18 protein-coding genes are annotated in these 16150 nt (G+C 38.8%); 5 read left to right on the forward strand and 13 right to left on the reverse strand.

Annotated features, from left to right (window positions below; translation table 11 throughout):
- The first annotated feature begins 7 nt into the window (after nt 1-7).
- Both mioC and O1Q79_RS09995 read left to right on the forward strand, forming a co-directional pair.
- On the forward strand, nt 8-442 hold the full coding sequence (gene mioC / locus O1Q79_RS09990; RefSeq protein ID WP_386692164.1) for an FMN-binding protein MioC: 435 nt from the start codon (nt 8-10) through the stop codon (nt 440-442).
- 177 nt (nt 443-619) lie between these two features.
- The gene (locus O1Q79_RS09995) at nt 620-1261 is read left to right on the forward strand and encodes a YagU family protein (RefSeq protein ID WP_386692166.1); all 642 of its coding nucleotides are present in this window, start codon (nt 620-622) and stop codon (nt 1259-1261) included.
- A gap of 60 nt (nt 1262-1321) precedes the next feature.
- Here O1Q79_RS09995 and O1Q79_RS10000 read toward each other — a convergent pair whose 3' ends face one another.
- Nucleotides 1322-1777 carry an NUDIX hydrolase gene (locus tag O1Q79_RS10000; protein WP_386692168.1) on the reverse strand — a complete coding sequence of 152 codons (456 nt, stop codon included), beginning with the start codon at nt 1775-1777 and terminating at the stop codon, nt 1322-1324.
- 2 nt (nt 1778-1779) lie between these two features.
- Nucleotides 1780-2457: an rRNA large subunit pseudouridine synthase E gene (locus O1Q79_RS10005; protein WP_386692171.1), complete on the reverse strand. Its 678-nt coding sequence runs from the start codon at nt 2455-2457 to the stop codon at nt 1780-1782.
- Nucleotides 2458-2528: 71 nt separating this feature from the next.
- Between O1Q79_RS10005 and icd the strand changes: the two genes are divergently transcribed.
- Complete coding sequence (icd, locus tag O1Q79_RS10010) at nt 2529-3776, forward strand: NADP-dependent isocitrate dehydrogenase (protein ID WP_386692173.1); 1248 nt, start codon at nt 2529-2531, stop codon at nt 3774-3776.
- A 106-nt stretch (nt 3777-3882) separates the two neighbouring features.
- Here the strand turns inward: icd and hpaI are convergent, their stop codons facing one another.
- The 11 genes from hpaI to hpaA all read right to left on the reverse strand — a co-directional run bounded on the left by hpaI (nt 3883) and on the right by hpaA (nt 13745).
- Nucleotides 3883-4689, reverse strand: a complete 807-nt coding sequence (gene hpaI / locus O1Q79_RS10015) for a 4-hydroxy-2-oxoheptanedioate aldolase (protein ID WP_386692175.1) — start codon at nt 4687-4689, stop codon at nt 3883-3885.
- A 27-nt stretch (nt 4690-4716) separates the two neighbouring features.
- Complete coding sequence (gene hpaH, locus O1Q79_RS10020; protein WP_153985121.1) at nt 4717-5520, reverse strand: 2-oxo-hept-4-ene-1,7-dioate hydratase; 804 nt, start codon at nt 5518-5520, stop codon at nt 4717-4719.
- Nucleotides 5521-5528: 8 nt separating this feature from the next.
- Nucleotides 5529-5915 carry a 5-carboxymethyl-2-hydroxymuconate Delta-isomerase gene (locus O1Q79_RS10025; RefSeq protein WP_386692178.1) on the reverse strand — a complete coding sequence of 129 codons (387 nt, stop codon included), beginning with the start codon at nt 5913-5915 and terminating at the stop codon, nt 5529-5531.
- A 14-nt stretch (nt 5916-5929) separates the two neighbouring features.
- Nucleotides 5930-6775, reverse strand: coding sequence for a 3,4-dihydroxyphenylacetate 2,3-dioxygenase (gene hpaD / locus O1Q79_RS10030; RefSeq protein WP_153985119.1), 846 nt, complete (start codon nt 6773-6775; stop codon nt 5930-5932).
- 32 nt (nt 6776-6807) lie between these two features.
- A complete protein-coding gene (gene hpaE, locus O1Q79_RS10035; protein WP_153985118.1) occupies nt 6808-8274 on the reverse strand; it encodes a 5-carboxymethyl-2-hydroxymuconate semialdehyde dehydrogenase in 1467 nt (488 codons plus the stop codon).
- 27 nt (nt 8275-8301) lie between these two features.
- Nucleotides 8302-9060 (reverse strand): fumarylacetoacetate hydrolase family protein, encoded by a 759-nt coding sequence (locus tag O1Q79_RS10040; RefSeq protein WP_386692182.1) that lies wholly within the window; start codon nt 9058-9060, stop codon nt 8302-8304.
- 9 nt (nt 9061-9069) lie between these two features.
- Entirely contained in the window at nt 9070-9744 is a 675-nt protein-coding gene (locus O1Q79_RS10045) for a fumarylacetoacetate hydrolase family protein (protein ID WP_386692184.1), read from the reverse strand.
- Between the two features lie 11 nt (nt 9745-9755).
- Complete coding sequence (locus O1Q79_RS10050) at nt 9756-11084, reverse strand: TRAP transporter large permease (RefSeq protein ID WP_153985115.1); 1329 nt, start codon at nt 11082-11084, stop codon at nt 9756-9758.
- Between the two features lie 12 nt (nt 11085-11096).
- Entirely contained in the window at nt 11097-11624 is a 528-nt protein-coding gene (locus O1Q79_RS10055) for a TRAP transporter small permease (RefSeq protein ID WP_386692187.1), read from the reverse strand.
- An 18-nt stretch (nt 11625-11642) separates the two neighbouring features.
- Nucleotides 11643-12668 carry a TRAP transporter substrate-binding protein gene (locus O1Q79_RS10060; protein ID WP_386692189.1) on the reverse strand — a complete coding sequence of 342 codons (1026 nt, stop codon included), beginning with the start codon at nt 12666-12668 and terminating at the stop codon, nt 11643-11645.
- Nucleotides 12669-12845: 177 nt separating this feature from the next.
- On the reverse strand, nt 12846-13745 hold the full coding sequence (hpaA, locus tag O1Q79_RS10065) for a 4-hydroxyphenylacetate catabolism regulatory protein HpaA (protein WP_386692191.1): 900 nt from the start codon (nt 13743-13745) through the stop codon (nt 12846-12848).
- A 263-nt stretch (nt 13746-14008) separates the two neighbouring features.
- Between hpaA and hpaB the strand changes: the two genes are divergently transcribed.
- Entirely contained in the window at nt 14009-15622 is a 1614-nt protein-coding gene (gene hpaB, locus O1Q79_RS10070; RefSeq protein WP_386692193.1) for a 4-hydroxyphenylacetate 3-monooxygenase, oxygenase component, read from the forward strand.
- 1 nt (nt 15623) lies between these two features.
- Nucleotides 15624-16109, forward strand: coding sequence for a 4-hydroxyphenylacetate 3-monooxygenase, reductase component (hpaC, locus tag O1Q79_RS10075; protein WP_386692195.1), 486 nt, complete (start codon nt 15624-15626; stop codon nt 16107-16109).
- The last annotated feature ends 41 nt before the right edge of the window (nt 16110-16150 follow it).

The raw sequence follows: 16150 nt of genomic DNA on the forward strand, positions 1-16150 counted from the left end.
AAAAACTATGACCTCAATTGCTATCATCACTGGCTCAACACTCGGCGGTGCCGAATACGTCGCCGATCATCTCGCTGATTGCCTTGCACAACAAGATTTTGATGTTCAACTGGAAAATAACGCCAGCTTCGCCGATGTCGAAAGCCAAAAACTGTGGCTTATTGTCACCTCTACCCATGGAGCAGGTGAATTACCCGAAAATATCCAACCCTTTATCGAAGAAGTGAAACAACAGGATTTAACAGGCGTGCGTTTTGCCGTGGTGGGATTAGGCAATTCCGATTATGACACCTTCTGCTATGCGGTGGATACGGTTGAGCAAGTCTTGACGGCTCAAGGTGCGGTGCGAATTTGCGAAAGTTTACGCATTGATGTTTCACAAGTAGAAGATCAGGATCAAGCTGCAGAAGATTGGCTACCCACTATGCTAATATCCCTATAAGGTACCCCGATTGAGTTAATAAAATTTGACAGTTTCTTGGTTAGTGGTAGAATGCCACATCGCTTTTGATTTTGTATAAAACCTAAGCGAAGATAGCTATTTACAGATTATAATGATATTGTTAAATATTTGTTATTTGTAGATATGATTAATTTTTAATTTTCCTTGGAGCCTATTATGTCAGGTATTTTTCAACAAACTGAACCATCACGTCGTCGTTATGGTTTAGCAGTATTTGTCGGTATTATTGCAGGTATTATCTCTGCTTTCGTTAAATGGGGGGCTGAACATCCATTCCCACCACGTAGTCCATTTGATTTATTTACCGCAGCTTGTCCACAACCTGTATTAGACGCATTAAATTCTGGTGCGATTGCCATGAATGGTGCGTTAGACCAATGTTCACGTGCTTTCTTAAATCCACCACATGTTTTCTTACGTGATTACATTGGTATCGATCCAACAGAAGCGGCATTTACTTTCGCAGATCACGCATTTAACTGGATCGGTGTAACACACATGATTTTCTCATTAGTGTTTGCTATTGCTTACTGTGTAGTAGCAGAGCGTTTCCCTAAAGTGAAATTCTGGCAAGGTATCGGTGCAGGTATTATCGCAAATATTTGTGCTCATTACATTGCATTCCCTGCTTTGGGTTTAACGCCCCCAGTAGCCGAATGGCCATTATATGAACACATTTCTGAATTAGTCGGTCACATCTTCTGGTTCTGGACCATTGAGGTAATTCGTCGTGATTTACGTAACCGTATCACACACGAACCAGATGCCGAAGTACCATTAAGTCAAGGTCATCGTTAATTCTAACGAACAAATCAAAAGGAACCCGAACTAGCGTTCGGGTTTTTTGTTATGTAAAGGTTAGGCAAAGACGGTTAACACCGAAAGCGGATGGCGTTCGCCACTTAAATAATCTTGTAATGCTTGAATTACCAACGGATTACGTTCACATTGTCCATCTTGTTGAATATAATCATTAAATTCATCTAAAGTGAGCCATAAGCCCCTTGTAATATCACTATCCTGTGGCATAATTGATACGCATTCATCTAATTCTAAACAAAATACAAAACGCAAATAATCCGTTTGACTACGTGGAGCATGCCATTGGTAGATTTTCAATAAGGATTGCATGTCAGCTTTAATTCCGGTTTCTTCATACAGTTCACGGCTTGCTCCTTGCAATAAGGTTTCGTCTTTTTCTAAATGTCCTGCAGGTTGATTAAGGGTATGTTTACCATATTCGATTTCTTCTACAAATAAGAATTTGCCGTGGCAATGAACTACGCAAGCCATGGTGATATTGGGTTTGTGCATGGTTATTTTCCTGTAAATTTAAGTAATGCAAAAAGCTGTTGTTTTTCGTTTTTTGTTAATATCCGATATTCACCATTTGCTAGATTATCAAGATTTAATCCTGCTGTAGCATAACGAACTAAGCGTAAAGTTGGAAAACCAATATGTGCAGTCATTCGGCGAACTTGGCGGTTTTTTCCTTCGCTGATTTTAATTTCAAGCCAGCTTGTTGGAATAGATTTCCGTTCTCGAATCGGTGGATGGCGTAACCATAAATTTGGCTCAGAAATTAACCGCACTTTTGCTGGTTTAGTCATGCCATCTTTGAGCTCTACCCCTTGTTGTAACAGCGATAAATCTCGTTCATTGGGAATGCCTTCCACTTGTACCCAATAGGTTTTCTCAATTTTGAATTTAGGATCCGCAAGATGATGTTGCAATTCACCATTGTTGGTTAAAATCAACAACCCTTCACTATCTCGATCTAAACGTCCAGCTGGATACACATCGGGAATCGGAATAAAGTTTTTTAATGTTATTCTGTCGTTTTCATCGGTAAATTGGGTGAGAACATCATAGGGTTTATTAAATAAAATAATGGTAGTTTCAGCACAGGTGACTTTGCTTTTTGAGGCATTTATTTTTTTACCTTGAAAAGCAGTTTTTTTATGCTTATCTCTTGCAACAGGTTTCAAGTTCATATATGTTGTTAATAATTAAGATTCATAGATTCTATACTACCAATAAACACTGCAAAACATAAGGAAAAAGTATGCAATCGAAAGTCATTATTCCGCAAGGGGAAAAAATCCAATTAAATCAAGATGGGTCATTAAATATACCTAATCACCCAATTATTCCTTTTATTGAGGGAGATGGAATTGGTGTTGATGTGACCCCAGCCATGCAAACTGTAATTAATGCTGCTGTTGAAAAAGCCTACGGTGGCGAACGCAAAATTGTGTGGTGTGAAATTTATGCAGGTGGCAAAGCAAACCAAATTTATGGGGAAAATACTTGGTTGCCTGATGAAACCTTAGCGTTAATCAAAGAATATCATATTGCCATCAAAGGCCCCTTAATGACTCCCGTTGGTGGTGGCATTCGTTCTCTCAATGTCGCCATGCGACAAGGTTTAGATTTGTATAACTGTTTACGTCCAATTCGTTATTATGATGGCACACCAAGCCCCGTAAAACACCCTGAATTAGTGGATATGGTGATTTTCCGTGAAAATTCCGAAGATATTTATGCAGGTGTAGAATGGAAAGCCGGCTCACCTGAAGCGGATAAAGTCATTAAATTCCTACAAGATGAAATGGGGGTGAAGAAAATTCGCTTTAGCCAAGATTGTGGTATCGGTATTAAACCGGTTTCCAAACAAGGCACACAACGTTTAGTGCGTGCCGCATTGCAATATGTGATTGATAACGACCGTTGTTCGCTAACCTTAGTGCATAAAGGGAATATTATGAAATTCACGGAGGGAGCATTTAAAGATTGGGGTTATCAAGTGGCAAAAGAATTTGAGGCAGAACCGCTAGATGGTGGCGATTGGCACAAACTCATTAACCCTAAAACAGGGCGAGAAATTATTATTAAAGATTGTATTGCCGATGCATTTTTACAAGAAGCTTTATTACATCCTGCAGATTACGATGTAATTGCTACTTTAAATTTAAATGGTGACTATATTTCTGATGCCTTAGCTGCACAAGTCGGTGGTATTGGTATTTCACCGGGGGCCAATATCGGACAACAAGCCGCTATTTTTGAAGCAACTCACGGCACAGCCCCTAAAATTGCAGGGCAAAATAAAGGCAATCCCGGATCGCTGATTTTAAGTGGCGAAATGATGTTACGTCATTTAGGCTGGATTGAAGCCGCTGATTTAGTGGTAAATGCGGTTTCTAAAACCATTGCCAATAAAACCGTAACCTTTGATTTTGCCGAAATGTTAGATGGCGCCACTTTGCGTTCGACGTCGGAATTTGCGCAAGATATTGTGGGGAATATGTAAGGCATTAAGTGCGGTGAAAAATGGAAAAGTTTTGTTATCTTTTTTATTAAGGCTTAATGGATGAACAAAAGGATCGGCGGTACGCTGATCCTTTTCAATATCCATATTAATAAATCTGATTGTGCGGATCTGATATTGGTTTGGCTAACTGCGGTTTAAATTTGGCTAACAGATTGACTGCAGATTTCATTAATAAACTGGTATCCACCCCGACGGCAACAAATGTACAACCTAATTTTAGATAATGTTGTGCCAATTTTTCATCCGCAGATAAAATACCCGCCGCTTTACCTGATTTAACAATGACATCTATCGCTTGTTCAATTTGTTGTTGTACATCTGGGTGGACTGGATTGCCTAAATGACCAAGAGATGCACTTAAATCTGCTGGACCGATAAAGATGCCATCAACCCCATCTACTTCAGCAATAGCTTGCAGATTTTTTAGTCCTAGCGTATTTTCCACTTGAAGCAGTAAGCAAATTTCTTCATCAGCCTGTTGTAAATAATTAGGGATATTATTCCAACGGGAAGCCCTTGCTAAAGCACTACCCACACCACGAATACCCTTCGGTGGATAACGTACCGCCTGTACTAATATTTTTGCTTGTTCTACGGTTTCCACCATGGGAATTAATAGCGTTTGTGCCCCAATATCTAATAATTGTTTAATGACATGATCTTGCCCGATAGCGGGGCGGATAATTGGCGTGACAGGATAAGCCGCTAAAGTTTGTAATTGATGTAAAAGCGTGCGTAACTCATTAGGAGCATGTTCCGCATCTAATAATAACCAATCAAAACCAGCGTTGGCGACTATTTCACAGGCATAGCCATCTGCCAGTCCCACCCATAATCCAATCTGAGCCTGCTTTTGTGTTAATGCTTGTTTAAATTGATTTTTCAATAACATAAAATCTCCAGAGACAAAGGACCTGCATTATACAAATTGCATCGAAATACTGCCGAGCTGATGATAATCCACATGGAAAGTATCCCCACGACGGGCTGCTACAGGACGCGTGAAAGAACCGCTTAAAATAATTTCTCCGGCTTTTAAGGTAACACCATAAGGATGGAGTTTATTAGCAAGCCAAGCAACCCCTTTTACTGGGTTATTTAACACTGCAGTCGATACCCCCGATTCTTCTACGATACCATTGCGATATAAAACGGCCGGAATCCAGCGTAAGTCCATATCCATTGGTTTAATCACGCGTCCGCCTAATACCACGCCAGCATTGGCGGCGTTATCAGAAATGGTATCAAATACTTTGCGTGGCACTTTAGTTTGTTTATCGAATTGTTCAATACGTGCATCAATAATTTCTAATGCCGGCTGGATATAATCGGTGGCATTGAGGACATCAAAAATGGTACAGTTAGGCCCACTTAATTCCGATTTGAGCATAAAGGCGAGCTCAACCTCTACTCTTGGCACAATGAAACGATCGAAAGGAATTTCATCATTCTCTGCAAAAAACATATCATCTAATAATGCGCCGTAATCTGGCTCATTGATTTGTGAACTGTTTTGCATCGCTTTCGATGTTAAACCGATTTTATGTCCTTTTAAAACTCTGCCCTCTTTGATTTTGATTGCTACCCAAGCTTTTTGAATTTCGTAAGCATCTTCAATACTAATGTCAGGATATGCCAAAGATAACTGACTGATTTGATCTCTGGATTTTTCCGCTTCATTTAAACAATGGGCGGCTTGTTGGATAATTTCCGGTGATAACATAAATCCCCCTAGGATTTTTTAAATCGTAAATGTACATTATTTTTTTTGAAATTTAATATTGGATGAAGTTCTTCAATGTTGAAAGATAAGGCGAAGTAGCCTTGTTCAAATAACGGTTCGAAATAATCTGTTAACAAATCAAATACCTTTTGTGCAATGGGTTGTAACTCTTCTATCTTTCTTCCGGCACCAATTTTCAGGCTAATATGTACAAAAGCATCTTCTTCTTTTCCGTCTGCCATACGATAAACATCAACCCAATGTACTCGACTGCGAATTCCCCCAAGGGGGAACACGCCAGTAGATGCTAAGTAGTTATGTACTTGTGTAAACAAGGGTTGCCAATCAATTTTAGGACGTAGATTATCCGTAGCTTCAACGATAAAATGTGGCATAATTTCTCCTTAAGTTAAACGGGAAAAATGGCATTAATTTGTCCAGTTCCTGAACTTGGAAATAAATCTGTCAAAATTTCGACAGGTTTATCATATTTATCCCAACCCAACATCCCTAACAACATAACAGTATCGTGCATATTCCCTTCGCCACGGCAGAAATCAGCATATTCAGGTAACATTTTGCAGAATTCGGTAAAATTACCTTTTTTCCACATATCCACCACATGCAAATCAATTTGTCGCTCAAATTCTCGGGTATAACTGTTCATGCCTTCTTTAGCAAGGTGATCAGGAATAAAATAATGGGATAATGAGCCACTTGCTAGAACGGCTACTGTGCCATCATATTCTTTGATGGCATCAAGTACGGCTTCGCCAAGTTTACGGCTGTCTTCAAAGGAATGAGAAGTACAAAACGCCGAAATAGAGATCACTTTAAAGTGTTTATCTTGGTTCATATACCGCATAGGTACTAAGGTTCCATATTCCAGTTTTAAACTCTCAATTTCATGCGCCTGAGCCCGTACACCTTTGTCCACCGCATGTTTTACAATCAAATGACCTAATTCAGGATTGCCGTCATAATCAAATGTTATATCACGAATAAAATGCGGTAATTCATTACTGGTATAAACGCCACTGAAATGTGAACTACAGTTTATATGATAGGCACTATTCACTAACCAATGGGTATCAAATACGATAATCGTATCTACCCCAGCCTCACGGCAACGGCGACTGATTTCTTTATGTCCCTCGATGGCAGATGCGCGGCAACCATGGTTTTTACCTGGTAGTTCAGATAAATACATTGATGGAACATGTGTGATTTTAGCGGCTAAAGCAAGTTTCCCCATAATTTCTTCTCCTCTATATCATTATCATTGAGTTATTTTTCAATTCCCCAGCGTGGAATCGGGTGATCGTGCATTGAAATACAGACATTTTTAATTTCAGCAAAGACTTCAAAACTGTATTCTCCACCTTCTCGACCAATTCCCGATGCTTTAATACCCCCGAATGGTTGACGTAGATCACGTACATTTTGACTGTTGACAAAGACCATACCTGATTCGATGTTATTGGATAAGCGTAGTGCTTTGCCAATGTCTTTGGTCCAAATATAAGAAGCGAGACCATATTCCACATCATTGGCTAATTGCAGCGCTTCGGCTTCATCTTTAAATTTCATCAAACAAACCACAGGTCCAAAGATTTCTTCTTGGGCGATCCGCATTCGATTATCTACATCAGCAAACACGGTTGGTTGAATAAAGTTACCTTTTTGTAAATGAGCGGGTAAATGGGCTGGGCGTTCCAGACCGCCAGCTAATAAATTTGCGCCTTCTTCTTGACCAATACGAATATAGCCGGTGACTTTATCGTAATGTTGTTTGGTAATCATGGCTCCGACTTGCGTGTTGAAGTCTTGTGGGTCACCGACAATAAGACGTTTGGCTCGTGCAGCAAATTCTTTAACAAATTCATCGTAAACGCTTTCTTGAATAAAAATACGTGATCCCGCAGTGCAACGTTCACCATTTAAGGAAAAGATAGTGAATAACGCGGCATCTAAGGCGCGTTCAAGATCAGCATCATCAAAGATTAACACAGGGGACTTACCACCTAATTCCATCGAATATTTTTTCAAACCCGCATGTTTTAAAATATGTTTACCTGTCGCAGTACCACCCGTAAAGGACACGGCTCGTACATCTTGATGAGTGATTAATTCATGACCTGCGGTTTTGCCAAAACCTTGTACCACATTAAATACACCTTCAGGAATACCGGCTTCTAAAGCAAGACGACCAAGTTCGTTGGCGGTTAAGGGAGAAAGTTCAGACATTTTTAACACCGCAGTATTCCCCAATGCCAAACAAGGGGCTGTTTTCCACGTGGCGGTCATAAAAGGCACATTCCAAGGGGAAACTAAACCACAAACCCCGACAGGTTGGTATAGAGTATAATTGAGCATTTTTTCATCTACAGGATAGCTATGTCCATTCATTCTGGTACAGACTTCCGCAAAGAAATTAAAGTTATGTGATGCTCGTGGAATCAATACATTTTTAGTTTGATGAATAGGCAATCCTGTATCAAGGGTTTCTAACTCTGCGAGTTTGGCTACATTCTGATCAATTAAATCTCCTAATTTCCGCATTAATTTTGCTCTTTCTTTGGCAGGTGTTCTTGACCATTTAGGAAAAGCATCTTTAGCTGCTTTGACTGCCGCATCAATTTCTTTTTTACCGCCAGAAGCCACTTGGGTAATCACTTCTCCCGTGGCGGGGTTGATATTGTCAAAACATTCTGTACTTTCTACTTGTTTACCATTTATCCAATGTTTAATCATAATTTTTCTCCTTAATTTTCCCGTCGGTTATTTGGCAAAGAATGCCTGTTCACTAACGATGTAATTTGTTAATTTACCAATATGTTCAATTTCAATTTCTACGCAATCGCCTACTTTGACATCACTTAATCCTTTCGGTGTGCCCGTAGCGATCATATCTCCTGCTTGCAATGGGTGAATATGGGAAAGATATTCAATTAAATAAGCAATATCAAAAATCATGTCTTTTGTATTACCTTCCTGACGGAGTTCACCATTCACCCATGTTTTTAAATTTAAGTTCATGGGATCTGCTACATCCTTTTTATCTACAATCCAAGGTCCAACAGGAGTACAGCCCATACGGTTTTTAACGCGCAAATTGGGGCGGTAATAATTTTCCAAATAATCTCGCACGGCATAATCGTTACACAGGGTATAACCAGCCACATAATCCATCGCATTTTGTGCTTTAATATTTTTGGCGGTTTTGCCGATGACAGCAACGAGTTCACATTCATAATGCATATATTCAATGTTATCTGGTCGCCATGAAATATTTTTATGTCCGGTGTAGGTATGTGGCGTTTTAATAAATACCAGTGGTTTTTCTGGTGGTTTAAAATCCAGTTCTGATGCGTGATCGGCGTAATTCAAGCCAAGTGCATACATCACCCCACAAGCAGGGGGAAGCCAAGTTACGGCATCTGCTGGGATCCATTGATGGTCAGTATTTAATAATCCATTGTTTAATACTTCAACACTATGAATTTGATTTTGATAGAAAACTCTTGCATATTTAGCCATTCTTTCCCCCTATGCTGAAATTTGATTGTTAATCACGCCAAGTGATACAAAATCCACGGTGACATCATCATTTGCATTGGCGATGATAGGCATATCATCTGTGCCCGTTAATAAAATGTCACCCGCTTTGAAACTGATGAATTGGCTAACAACACTAATAAGTTGAGCAATTGAAAATGCCATATCGAGATGTCTATACGATTTTTTAGTGGTATTATTGACCTGCACATTAATTTCAATACGTTCTGGCTCGGTAATAGCATTTTTTAAAATACTTTGTCCTAACACACAAAAGCCCGGTTGACAGCGTCCCATAATATCTGGACGATAATAGTTGTCATTCGGTAAGGAATACAATACGACGGGTACAAAAGATCCTACATGTTGCATGGCTTGTTGCTCGCTAATTCTGGCAGTATCTTGATTGAAAACGACGCCTAAGTGCGGTTCAATTCTGAGTTGTTTTTGTGCTTTCGGTAAAACAACAGTCGCACCACTTTGATTATGTGTCGCTTCAGGTAAGACATAAATCACTGGGGTTTGAGGTAGCCCTTTATAAGGAGCCTGTTCAAACGTTTGTTGGTGACGTTTGAGTAAATTGATTGAATTTAATGCAATCACAAATACCGTTGGCTTGTTGGACGGTTGTAATTGGGTAATTTGTTTAGCTAAGGATATTGTCATAATTCTCTCCGTTAAAATAAATGTACTAACCAAAGGGCAATACTTGGCACACAAGCGACTAAACCGATGCGAAGTAAATCTGATGCAATGAAAGGTAACACCCATTTAGAGGTGGACAGTAACGGGGTGGTTGAATCCATTTTATTGATAATAAATAAATTCATCCCCACAGGAGGCGTGATTAAGCCAATTTCTACCACCATTAATGCGACAATACCAAACCAAATGGTTTTATCTTGTGGACTTAATCCGAAAAAATCTAACCCTAAAATAATCGGATAGAAAATAGGGATAGTGAGTAGAATCATGGCTAAAGAATCCATCACACAACCTAAGAAAAGATAGATAACCAATATACAAAACAAGACGAAAAGTGGCGCAAACTGTTGTTCTACTACCCATTGAGCAAGTTGAGCTGGCATTTGTGTCAGCGCAAGGGCGGAATTTAATAAATCTGCTCCAATTAATACCATAAAAATCATGGCGCTTGAGATCGCTGTCTGCAAAATACTGTTTATGACACCGCGCCAATTTAAACCACCGGAAAGCCATGAGATCACACCACAAGCAAGCGCACCAATGGATGCGGCTTCTGTTGGATTCGCCCAACCACCGTAAATACTGATAATCACGACAATAAAAACAATGAAAATCGGTAATACTTTAATCTGTGATTGCAAGGCTTTTAGAAAAGGTACTTTCTGGGAAGTTGGTCCGGCTTCTGGACGTAAACTGACTAAGATTTTAATCACCAGAATATAGCCTAATAAAGCCAATAACCCCGGTACAATAGCGGCCATAAACAGTTTGCCGATAGATTCTTGAGTTAACACCGCATAAATAATTAATGGCACAGACGGGGGAATTAAAATACCGAGCGTACCGCCCGCGGCAAGTGTGGCGGTACTCAATTTGCCAGAATAATGGTGTTTTTTTAATTCAGGAATAGCTACTTGTCCCATCGTCGCCGCGGTGGCTAAAGATGAACCGCAAATTGCCCCAAAGGCGGCACAACTTCCGACAGCCGACATTGCTAAACCGCCACGCCAATGACCAATAAAATGACTTGCTGCTTGGAATAATGCTTTTGACATTCCACCATGAGAAGCAAGTTGTCCCATCAGAATAAATAAAGGTACAACAGCTAAATCATAATTGGATAACCGTGCATAAGCTAAACCATTTAACGTGTACATTAGGGTATTTAAATCCCCTTGCCCTAAATAAGCATATAATCCGCAGGCAGCTAAAAACATGGCTATGCTGATATGAATACGCACTAATAATAATGTAAGCAAAATAACAAAGCCTACAATACCCATTTCTAAACCACTCATCATAAATTTACCCCCTTATTCTTTTGTACTTAAATGACAGCAGAACGTGTAAAAAGCACATAATCCCATTAAAGAAAAACTAAATAATAGGGCAATATTGGGAATCCAAGTCGGAAATGAAAGTAACGCACTGACTTCTTCATATTCTTTCAAACTTTCACTTTGTAAACCAATTCGCCAAGCCAATAAAAAGGCGACTAAACACAGTAATAAATCGGCTAATGCATCCATTTTGTGGCGCAATGAGGCAGGAAATTTGGCGGTGAAGAAATCTACTTTCAAATGTTCTGCCATAATGGTACAAAAAGGAAGGAAAAAAGAGGAAGCCACCGCGCAACCCATTTGCATAATCTCAATGTCACCAAGCACGCCGCCATAACTCAATTTCCGGCTAATTAAGGAATAGCAAGACATTAGGATTAATGCAATAAACATAAATCCCCCGACTATCGCTAAACTTTGGGAAAGATAAAATAATCCTTTACCAAGAGTGTTGTGCTGAACTTGTTTAGGCATGGCTAGTGTTTGCGTGACTTCACTCATGATTTTTCCTCCGTTGGTTTATTGAAGTGTTTTTACCATATTCTTAATCTCATCAATCAATTGCTGACCAGATTGACCAGATTTGTTAATGCTTTCAATCCAAGATTGCGTTACTTTTTCAGTTAATTGTTGCATTTGAACAGTATGTTCTGCACCAAATTCATTGATAACGCCACCAGTGGCTAAGGTTTTATCACGTGCTTCTTGTTCCGCTTTTTCCCAAGCGGTCGTAATACGTTCAATTAAAGCATCACCTGAATGTTTATCGACGATTGCTTTTAAGTCCACCGGCAAGGAATCGTATTTTTTCTGATTCATCACTAGGGTCAAAACAGTCACTGTAGGGAACGGTTGTCCAGCCGTTGGCATAACATGGTATTTAGTGACTTCATCCAGTTTAGTTGGAGGTACCACTTCCCATGCCCCCATCGCACCATCAACAACGCCTTTAGAAATACTTTCCGCCACTTGAGATGGTGCAATAGAAATCGCTGAACCCCCTAGGGCTTGAATAATTTGTGAAGCAAGTCTGGTCGGAGTGCGAAGTTTGTTTCCTTTCAAATCATCTACGCTCTTTAATGGTTTATTAGAATGGAAAGTCACCCCACCATCCGTTTGGACAGAAAGAACTTTAAACGCCTTAAATTCAGTATCTTTGGCATATTTCTGGAAAAATTCCCAAGCCACTTTGTTACCAACTTTAGCATTGGGTAATAAAAATGGTGTTTCTAACGCTTCAATGGTTTTGAATCGACCAGGGGAATAACCCGGGGCAGTCCATACGATATCTGCAACCCCTGTACGGACTTGATCAATTAATTGTCCTGCTGTTCCTCCTAATTGATTAGAAGGGTAAAGTTGACAAGAAATTCGCCCTTGTGAATCGTTATTTAGATCTTGGCACCAAGGTTCAAGTACTTGTTTATGCATAGTAGAAAGTGCGGGTAAAAAATGACCTATTTTTAACACCACATTGTCATTGGCAAAAACAGATGAAGTGTTAGTGGCTAGCGCAAGAGTAAGGAAAAGTTTCGTTGTCTTCATATGAGTGTTCCCCCTTATGTTCAGGATAAGAAATAAAACCAACATCAGTTAGTTCTCATTTTGTTAATAAATTGTTAACATAATGATGAATCATTTATAATTAACTTAGTTGGTTTTTAAAATGCATTTTTCTGAATAAATATTGTACTTTTCTGTAAAAGGGGCAAGGAAAAATGATTAATTTTCTAATATGTGATCTTGATCACGAAATACTTTAGGTGATATTCCCGTTTCTTTTTGAAAAAAACGTGAAAAATAAGCTGGATCTTTGAAACCTAATGTATAGGCGATTTGATATACGGAAGATTGAGTGAGCTTGAGATGCCTTTTAGCTTCTTTCACTTGACGTTCAATAATAATACGTTTCGGTGATATACTCGAAAATTTCTGGCAAACATGGTTTAATTTGCTTTCGCTAATACATAATTTATTTAAATAATCGTTCAATTTCCAATTATTCTTAAAATTTTGTTCAATTAAATGGTTAAATTTATTGAATAAATACAATTCATTGTTTTTGGGATTATAATTTTTTTCATAATTTTGTGATAATCGATAAATATCTAACAAAATAAGTTTTGCACACAGGCGAAGTGCGGTCTGTTTTTCTTCACTTATTTGTTGATATTCATTTGCCAGCAGTTGCAGCAGATATTCAAATTTAAATATTTGTTGTTTTTCTTCTGCTGTTTGTATGGATAGCTCAATACACATTGGATAAAAATAATTAACATCTCGCTTCAAAGATTCCAGCAATTGCCATACAAATTCTTGTGGGATAGTCAAAACGTGTCCATGTGTATCAGGTTCCGTGAAAAAACCATGGGGGATCGATGGAGGCGTAATAAAAAAGCAGGGCGCCTGCAGGTAATATTCTTTGTCATCCAGCAATAAATCTATTGCGCCTTCAGTTAAATAATGTACCTGATAAAAACGATCGTGAAAATGAATCCCTGAATCCCGCCCGTAAAATAAGGCGAGATTATCAAAGGTTTCATAATGAATAATGCCACTACTTAATTGACCACCGTAGGTTTTCTCAATATTAATATTTTGACTATCAAAAGATTGGCTCATCTTATTTTCCCCACTCACTAAGTTTATTAAGAAAATCCCACAGAAAGGAAATATATTTTGACTATAAATGAGAAAAACCTATTTTGTATAGTATTGAGATTTAAAAATGAGAGATAGATCACATTTTTGTTATTTTCTGGACAATATTACGGAAAAGTACATTTTTTTATTAGGGAATTACATTTTATCTATTACAAGGATAGATTATAAAATTAACAAATATTTTACATTTCTATTGATCTTATTATATTAAGGAGTAAATGATGGCTCAACCAAACACACAAACTCAACGTAAACTGCCTGATGATTTCAGAAAAGAAAAAAACCGCCCATTTACGGGGGAAGAGTATTTAGCAAGTTTGAAAGATGGTCGGAAAGTTTACATCTATGGTGAATTAGTCGAAGATGTGACTACACACCCCGCTTTCCGTAATGCGGCGGCTTCTATTGCCAGAATTTATGACGCTTTGCATGATCCGGCAACGAAAGATGAATTGTGCTGGCAAACCGATACGGGAAATGGAGGCTACACGCATAAATTCTTCCGTTATGCACGCAATAGTAATGAATTAAGAGAACAACGTGATGCTATTGCTGCATGGTCTCGTTTGAGTTATGGTTGGATGGGGAGGACCCCAGATTATAAGGCGGCTTTTGGTAATGCGTTAGGGGCAAACCCAGAGTTTTATGGCAAATTTGCTGATAATGCGCGTCATTGGTATAAACGTATTCAAGAGTCTTGTTTATATTTCAATCATGCCATTGTTAACCCGCCTATTGATCGTAATAAACCTATTGACCAAGTAAAAGATATTTATGTCAAAATTGAAGAAGAACGTGATGACGGTATTGTGGTGAGTGGAGCTAAAGTGGTGGCAACTAATTCCGCCCTAACCCATTATAATTTTATTGGTTTTGGTTCGGCACAAATTATTGGAGATAATGATGATTTCGCTTTGATGTTTATTGCTCCAATGGATGCTGATGGTGTTAAATTGATTTGCCGCCATTCTTACGAGCTAGCCGCAGGCGCAACAGGATCACCTTTTGATTTTCCACTTTCTTCTCGATTTGATGAAAATGATGCGATTTTAGTGTTAGATAAAGTCTTTATTCCATGGCAAAATATTTTAATCTATCGTGACTTAGCGCGTTGTCGAAAATGGGCGCAATTTGCTGGTTTTGCTACACTCTTCCCATTACAGGCTTGTACACGTTTAGCGGTAAAACTGGATTTTATTACTGGACTTTTACATAAAGCCTTGCAATGTACTGGTGTTATTGAATTCCGTGGTGTCGCCGCGCAAATGGGTGAAGTGATGACATATCGAAATTTATTTTGGAGTTTGACTGATGCGATGACAGGCACGCCTTATGAATGGCAGAATGGTGCGGTGATGCCAAGTGCTCAGGCTATTCAAACTTATCGTGTGATGGCACCGATGGCTTATCATTGCATTAAGAAAATTATTGAACAAACTGTGACCAGTGGTTTAATTTATTTGCCATCTCATATTCGTGATTTTAACAATGCGGAAATTGACGACTATTTAGCGAAATATGTTCGTGGTTCAAATAACATTGCATATCGTGAACGCATTAAAATCTTAAAATTACTTTGGGATGCCATTGGTACGGAATTTGGTGGTCGCCACGAATTATATGAAATCAATTATGCTGGCAGTCAGGAAGAAGTGCGTTTACAAGTACTTGGACAATCTACGGGGAACGGCACATTACAACGTTGCTTTGATTTAGTCGAGAAATGTCTTGCGGATTATGATGAAAATGGCTGGAAAGTTCCCCATTTACATAATTCTGATGACATTAATATTTTGGGTAATTTGAACCGTTTTTGTACGTCAGGGGAGAAATAAAATGTTGACACCTATTCAACAAGATTTTCGTCATGCAATGTCAAAATTGGCTGCTGGAGTGAGTATTATTACGACGAAAGGTGACGCTGGACAATGTGGTATTACCGCTACTGCAGTTTGTTCGCTGACAGATTCGCCACCAACGGTGATAGTTTGTATTAATAGAAATAGTGCGATGAACCCGATTTTCCAACAAAATAGACGAATTTGTATTAATGTTTTAAGTAGTGAGCAACGAGAACTGGCAGAACATTTTGCCGGTTTTAAGGGCAGCACTATGGAAGAACGGTTTCAATGGCAATGTTGGGATAAAGATGAGCTTTTCCCCTGTTTAAAAGATTCACTTGCCAATCTTTCCGGCAAAGTGGTTGATGTGCAGGATATTGGTTCGCATTCAATGTTCTTAGTGGAACTGGATAAGATAAAAGTTAATCCGCAAGACAAAGCGCTGGTATATTTTTCAAGAAACTTCCATACAGTTGGTTAAATTTTACCATGTACTTAAATTGGATATTATGTAATTATTAA

It is taken from the genome of Lonepinella sp. MS14434 (genome assembly GCF_042468235.1).
Classification (GTDB): domain Bacteria; phylum Pseudomonadota; class Gammaproteobacteria; order Enterobacterales; family Pasteurellaceae; genus Lonepinella.

Coding starts and splice junctions, on each gene's coding strand:
- mioC (WP_386692164.1), top strand. CDS start 8: ATGACCTCAATTGCTATCATCACTGGCTCAACACTCGGCGGTGCCGAA.
- O1Q79_RS09995 (WP_386692166.1), top strand. CDS start 620: ATGTCAGGTATTTTTCAACAAACTGAACCATCACGTCGTCGTTATGGT.
- O1Q79_RS10000 (WP_386692168.1), bottom strand. CDS start 1,777: ATGCACAAACCCAATATCACCATGGCTTGCGTAGTTCATTGCCACGGC.
- O1Q79_RS10005 (WP_386692171.1), bottom strand. CDS start 2,457: ATGAACTTGAAACCTGTTGCAAGAGATAAGCATAAAAAAACTGCTTTT.
- icd (WP_386692173.1), top strand. CDS start 2,529: ATGCAATCGAAAGTCATTATTCCGCAAGGGGAAAAAATCCAATTAAAT.
- hpaI (WP_386692175.1), bottom strand. CDS start 4,689: ATGTTATTGAAAAATCAATTTAAACAAGCATTAACACAAAAGCAGGCT.
- hpaH (WP_153985121.1), bottom strand. CDS start 5,520: ATGTTATCACCGGAAATTATCCAACAAGCCGCCCATTGTTTAAATGAA.
- O1Q79_RS10025 (WP_386692178.1), bottom strand. CDS start 5,915: ATGCCACATTTTATCGTTGAAGCTACGGATAATCTACGTCCTAAAATT.
- hpaD (WP_153985119.1), bottom strand. CDS start 6,775: ATGGGGAAACTTGCTTTAGCCGCTAAAATCACACATGTTCCATCAATG.
- hpaE (WP_153985118.1), bottom strand. CDS start 8,274: ATGATTAAACATTGGATAAATGGTAAACAAGTAGAAAGTACAGAATGT.
- O1Q79_RS10040 (WP_386692182.1), bottom strand. CDS start 9,060: ATGGCTAAATATGCAAGAGTTTTCTATCAAAATCAAATTCATAGTGTT.
- O1Q79_RS10045 (WP_386692184.1), bottom strand. CDS start 9,744: ATGACAATATCCTTAGCTAAACAAATTACCCAATTACAACCGTCCAAC.
- O1Q79_RS10050 (WP_153985115.1), bottom strand. CDS start 11,084: ATGATGAGTGGTTTAGAAATGGGTATTGTAGGCTTTGTTATTTTGCTT.
- O1Q79_RS10055 (WP_386692187.1), bottom strand. CDS start 11,624: ATGAGTGAAGTCACGCAAACACTAGCCATGCCTAAACAAGTTCAGCAC.
- O1Q79_RS10060 (WP_386692189.1), bottom strand. CDS start 12,668: ATGAAGACAACGAAACTTTTCCTTACTCTTGCGCTAGCCACTAACACT.
- hpaA (WP_386692191.1), bottom strand. CDS start 13,745: ATGAGCCAATCTTTTGATAGTCAAAATATTAATATTGAGAAAACCTAC.
- hpaB (WP_386692193.1), top strand. CDS start 14,009: ATGGCTCAACCAAACACACAAACTCAACGTAAACTGCCTGATGATTTC.
- hpaC (WP_386692195.1), top strand. CDS start 15,624: ATGTTGACACCTATTCAACAAGATTTTCGTCATGCAATGTCAAAATTG.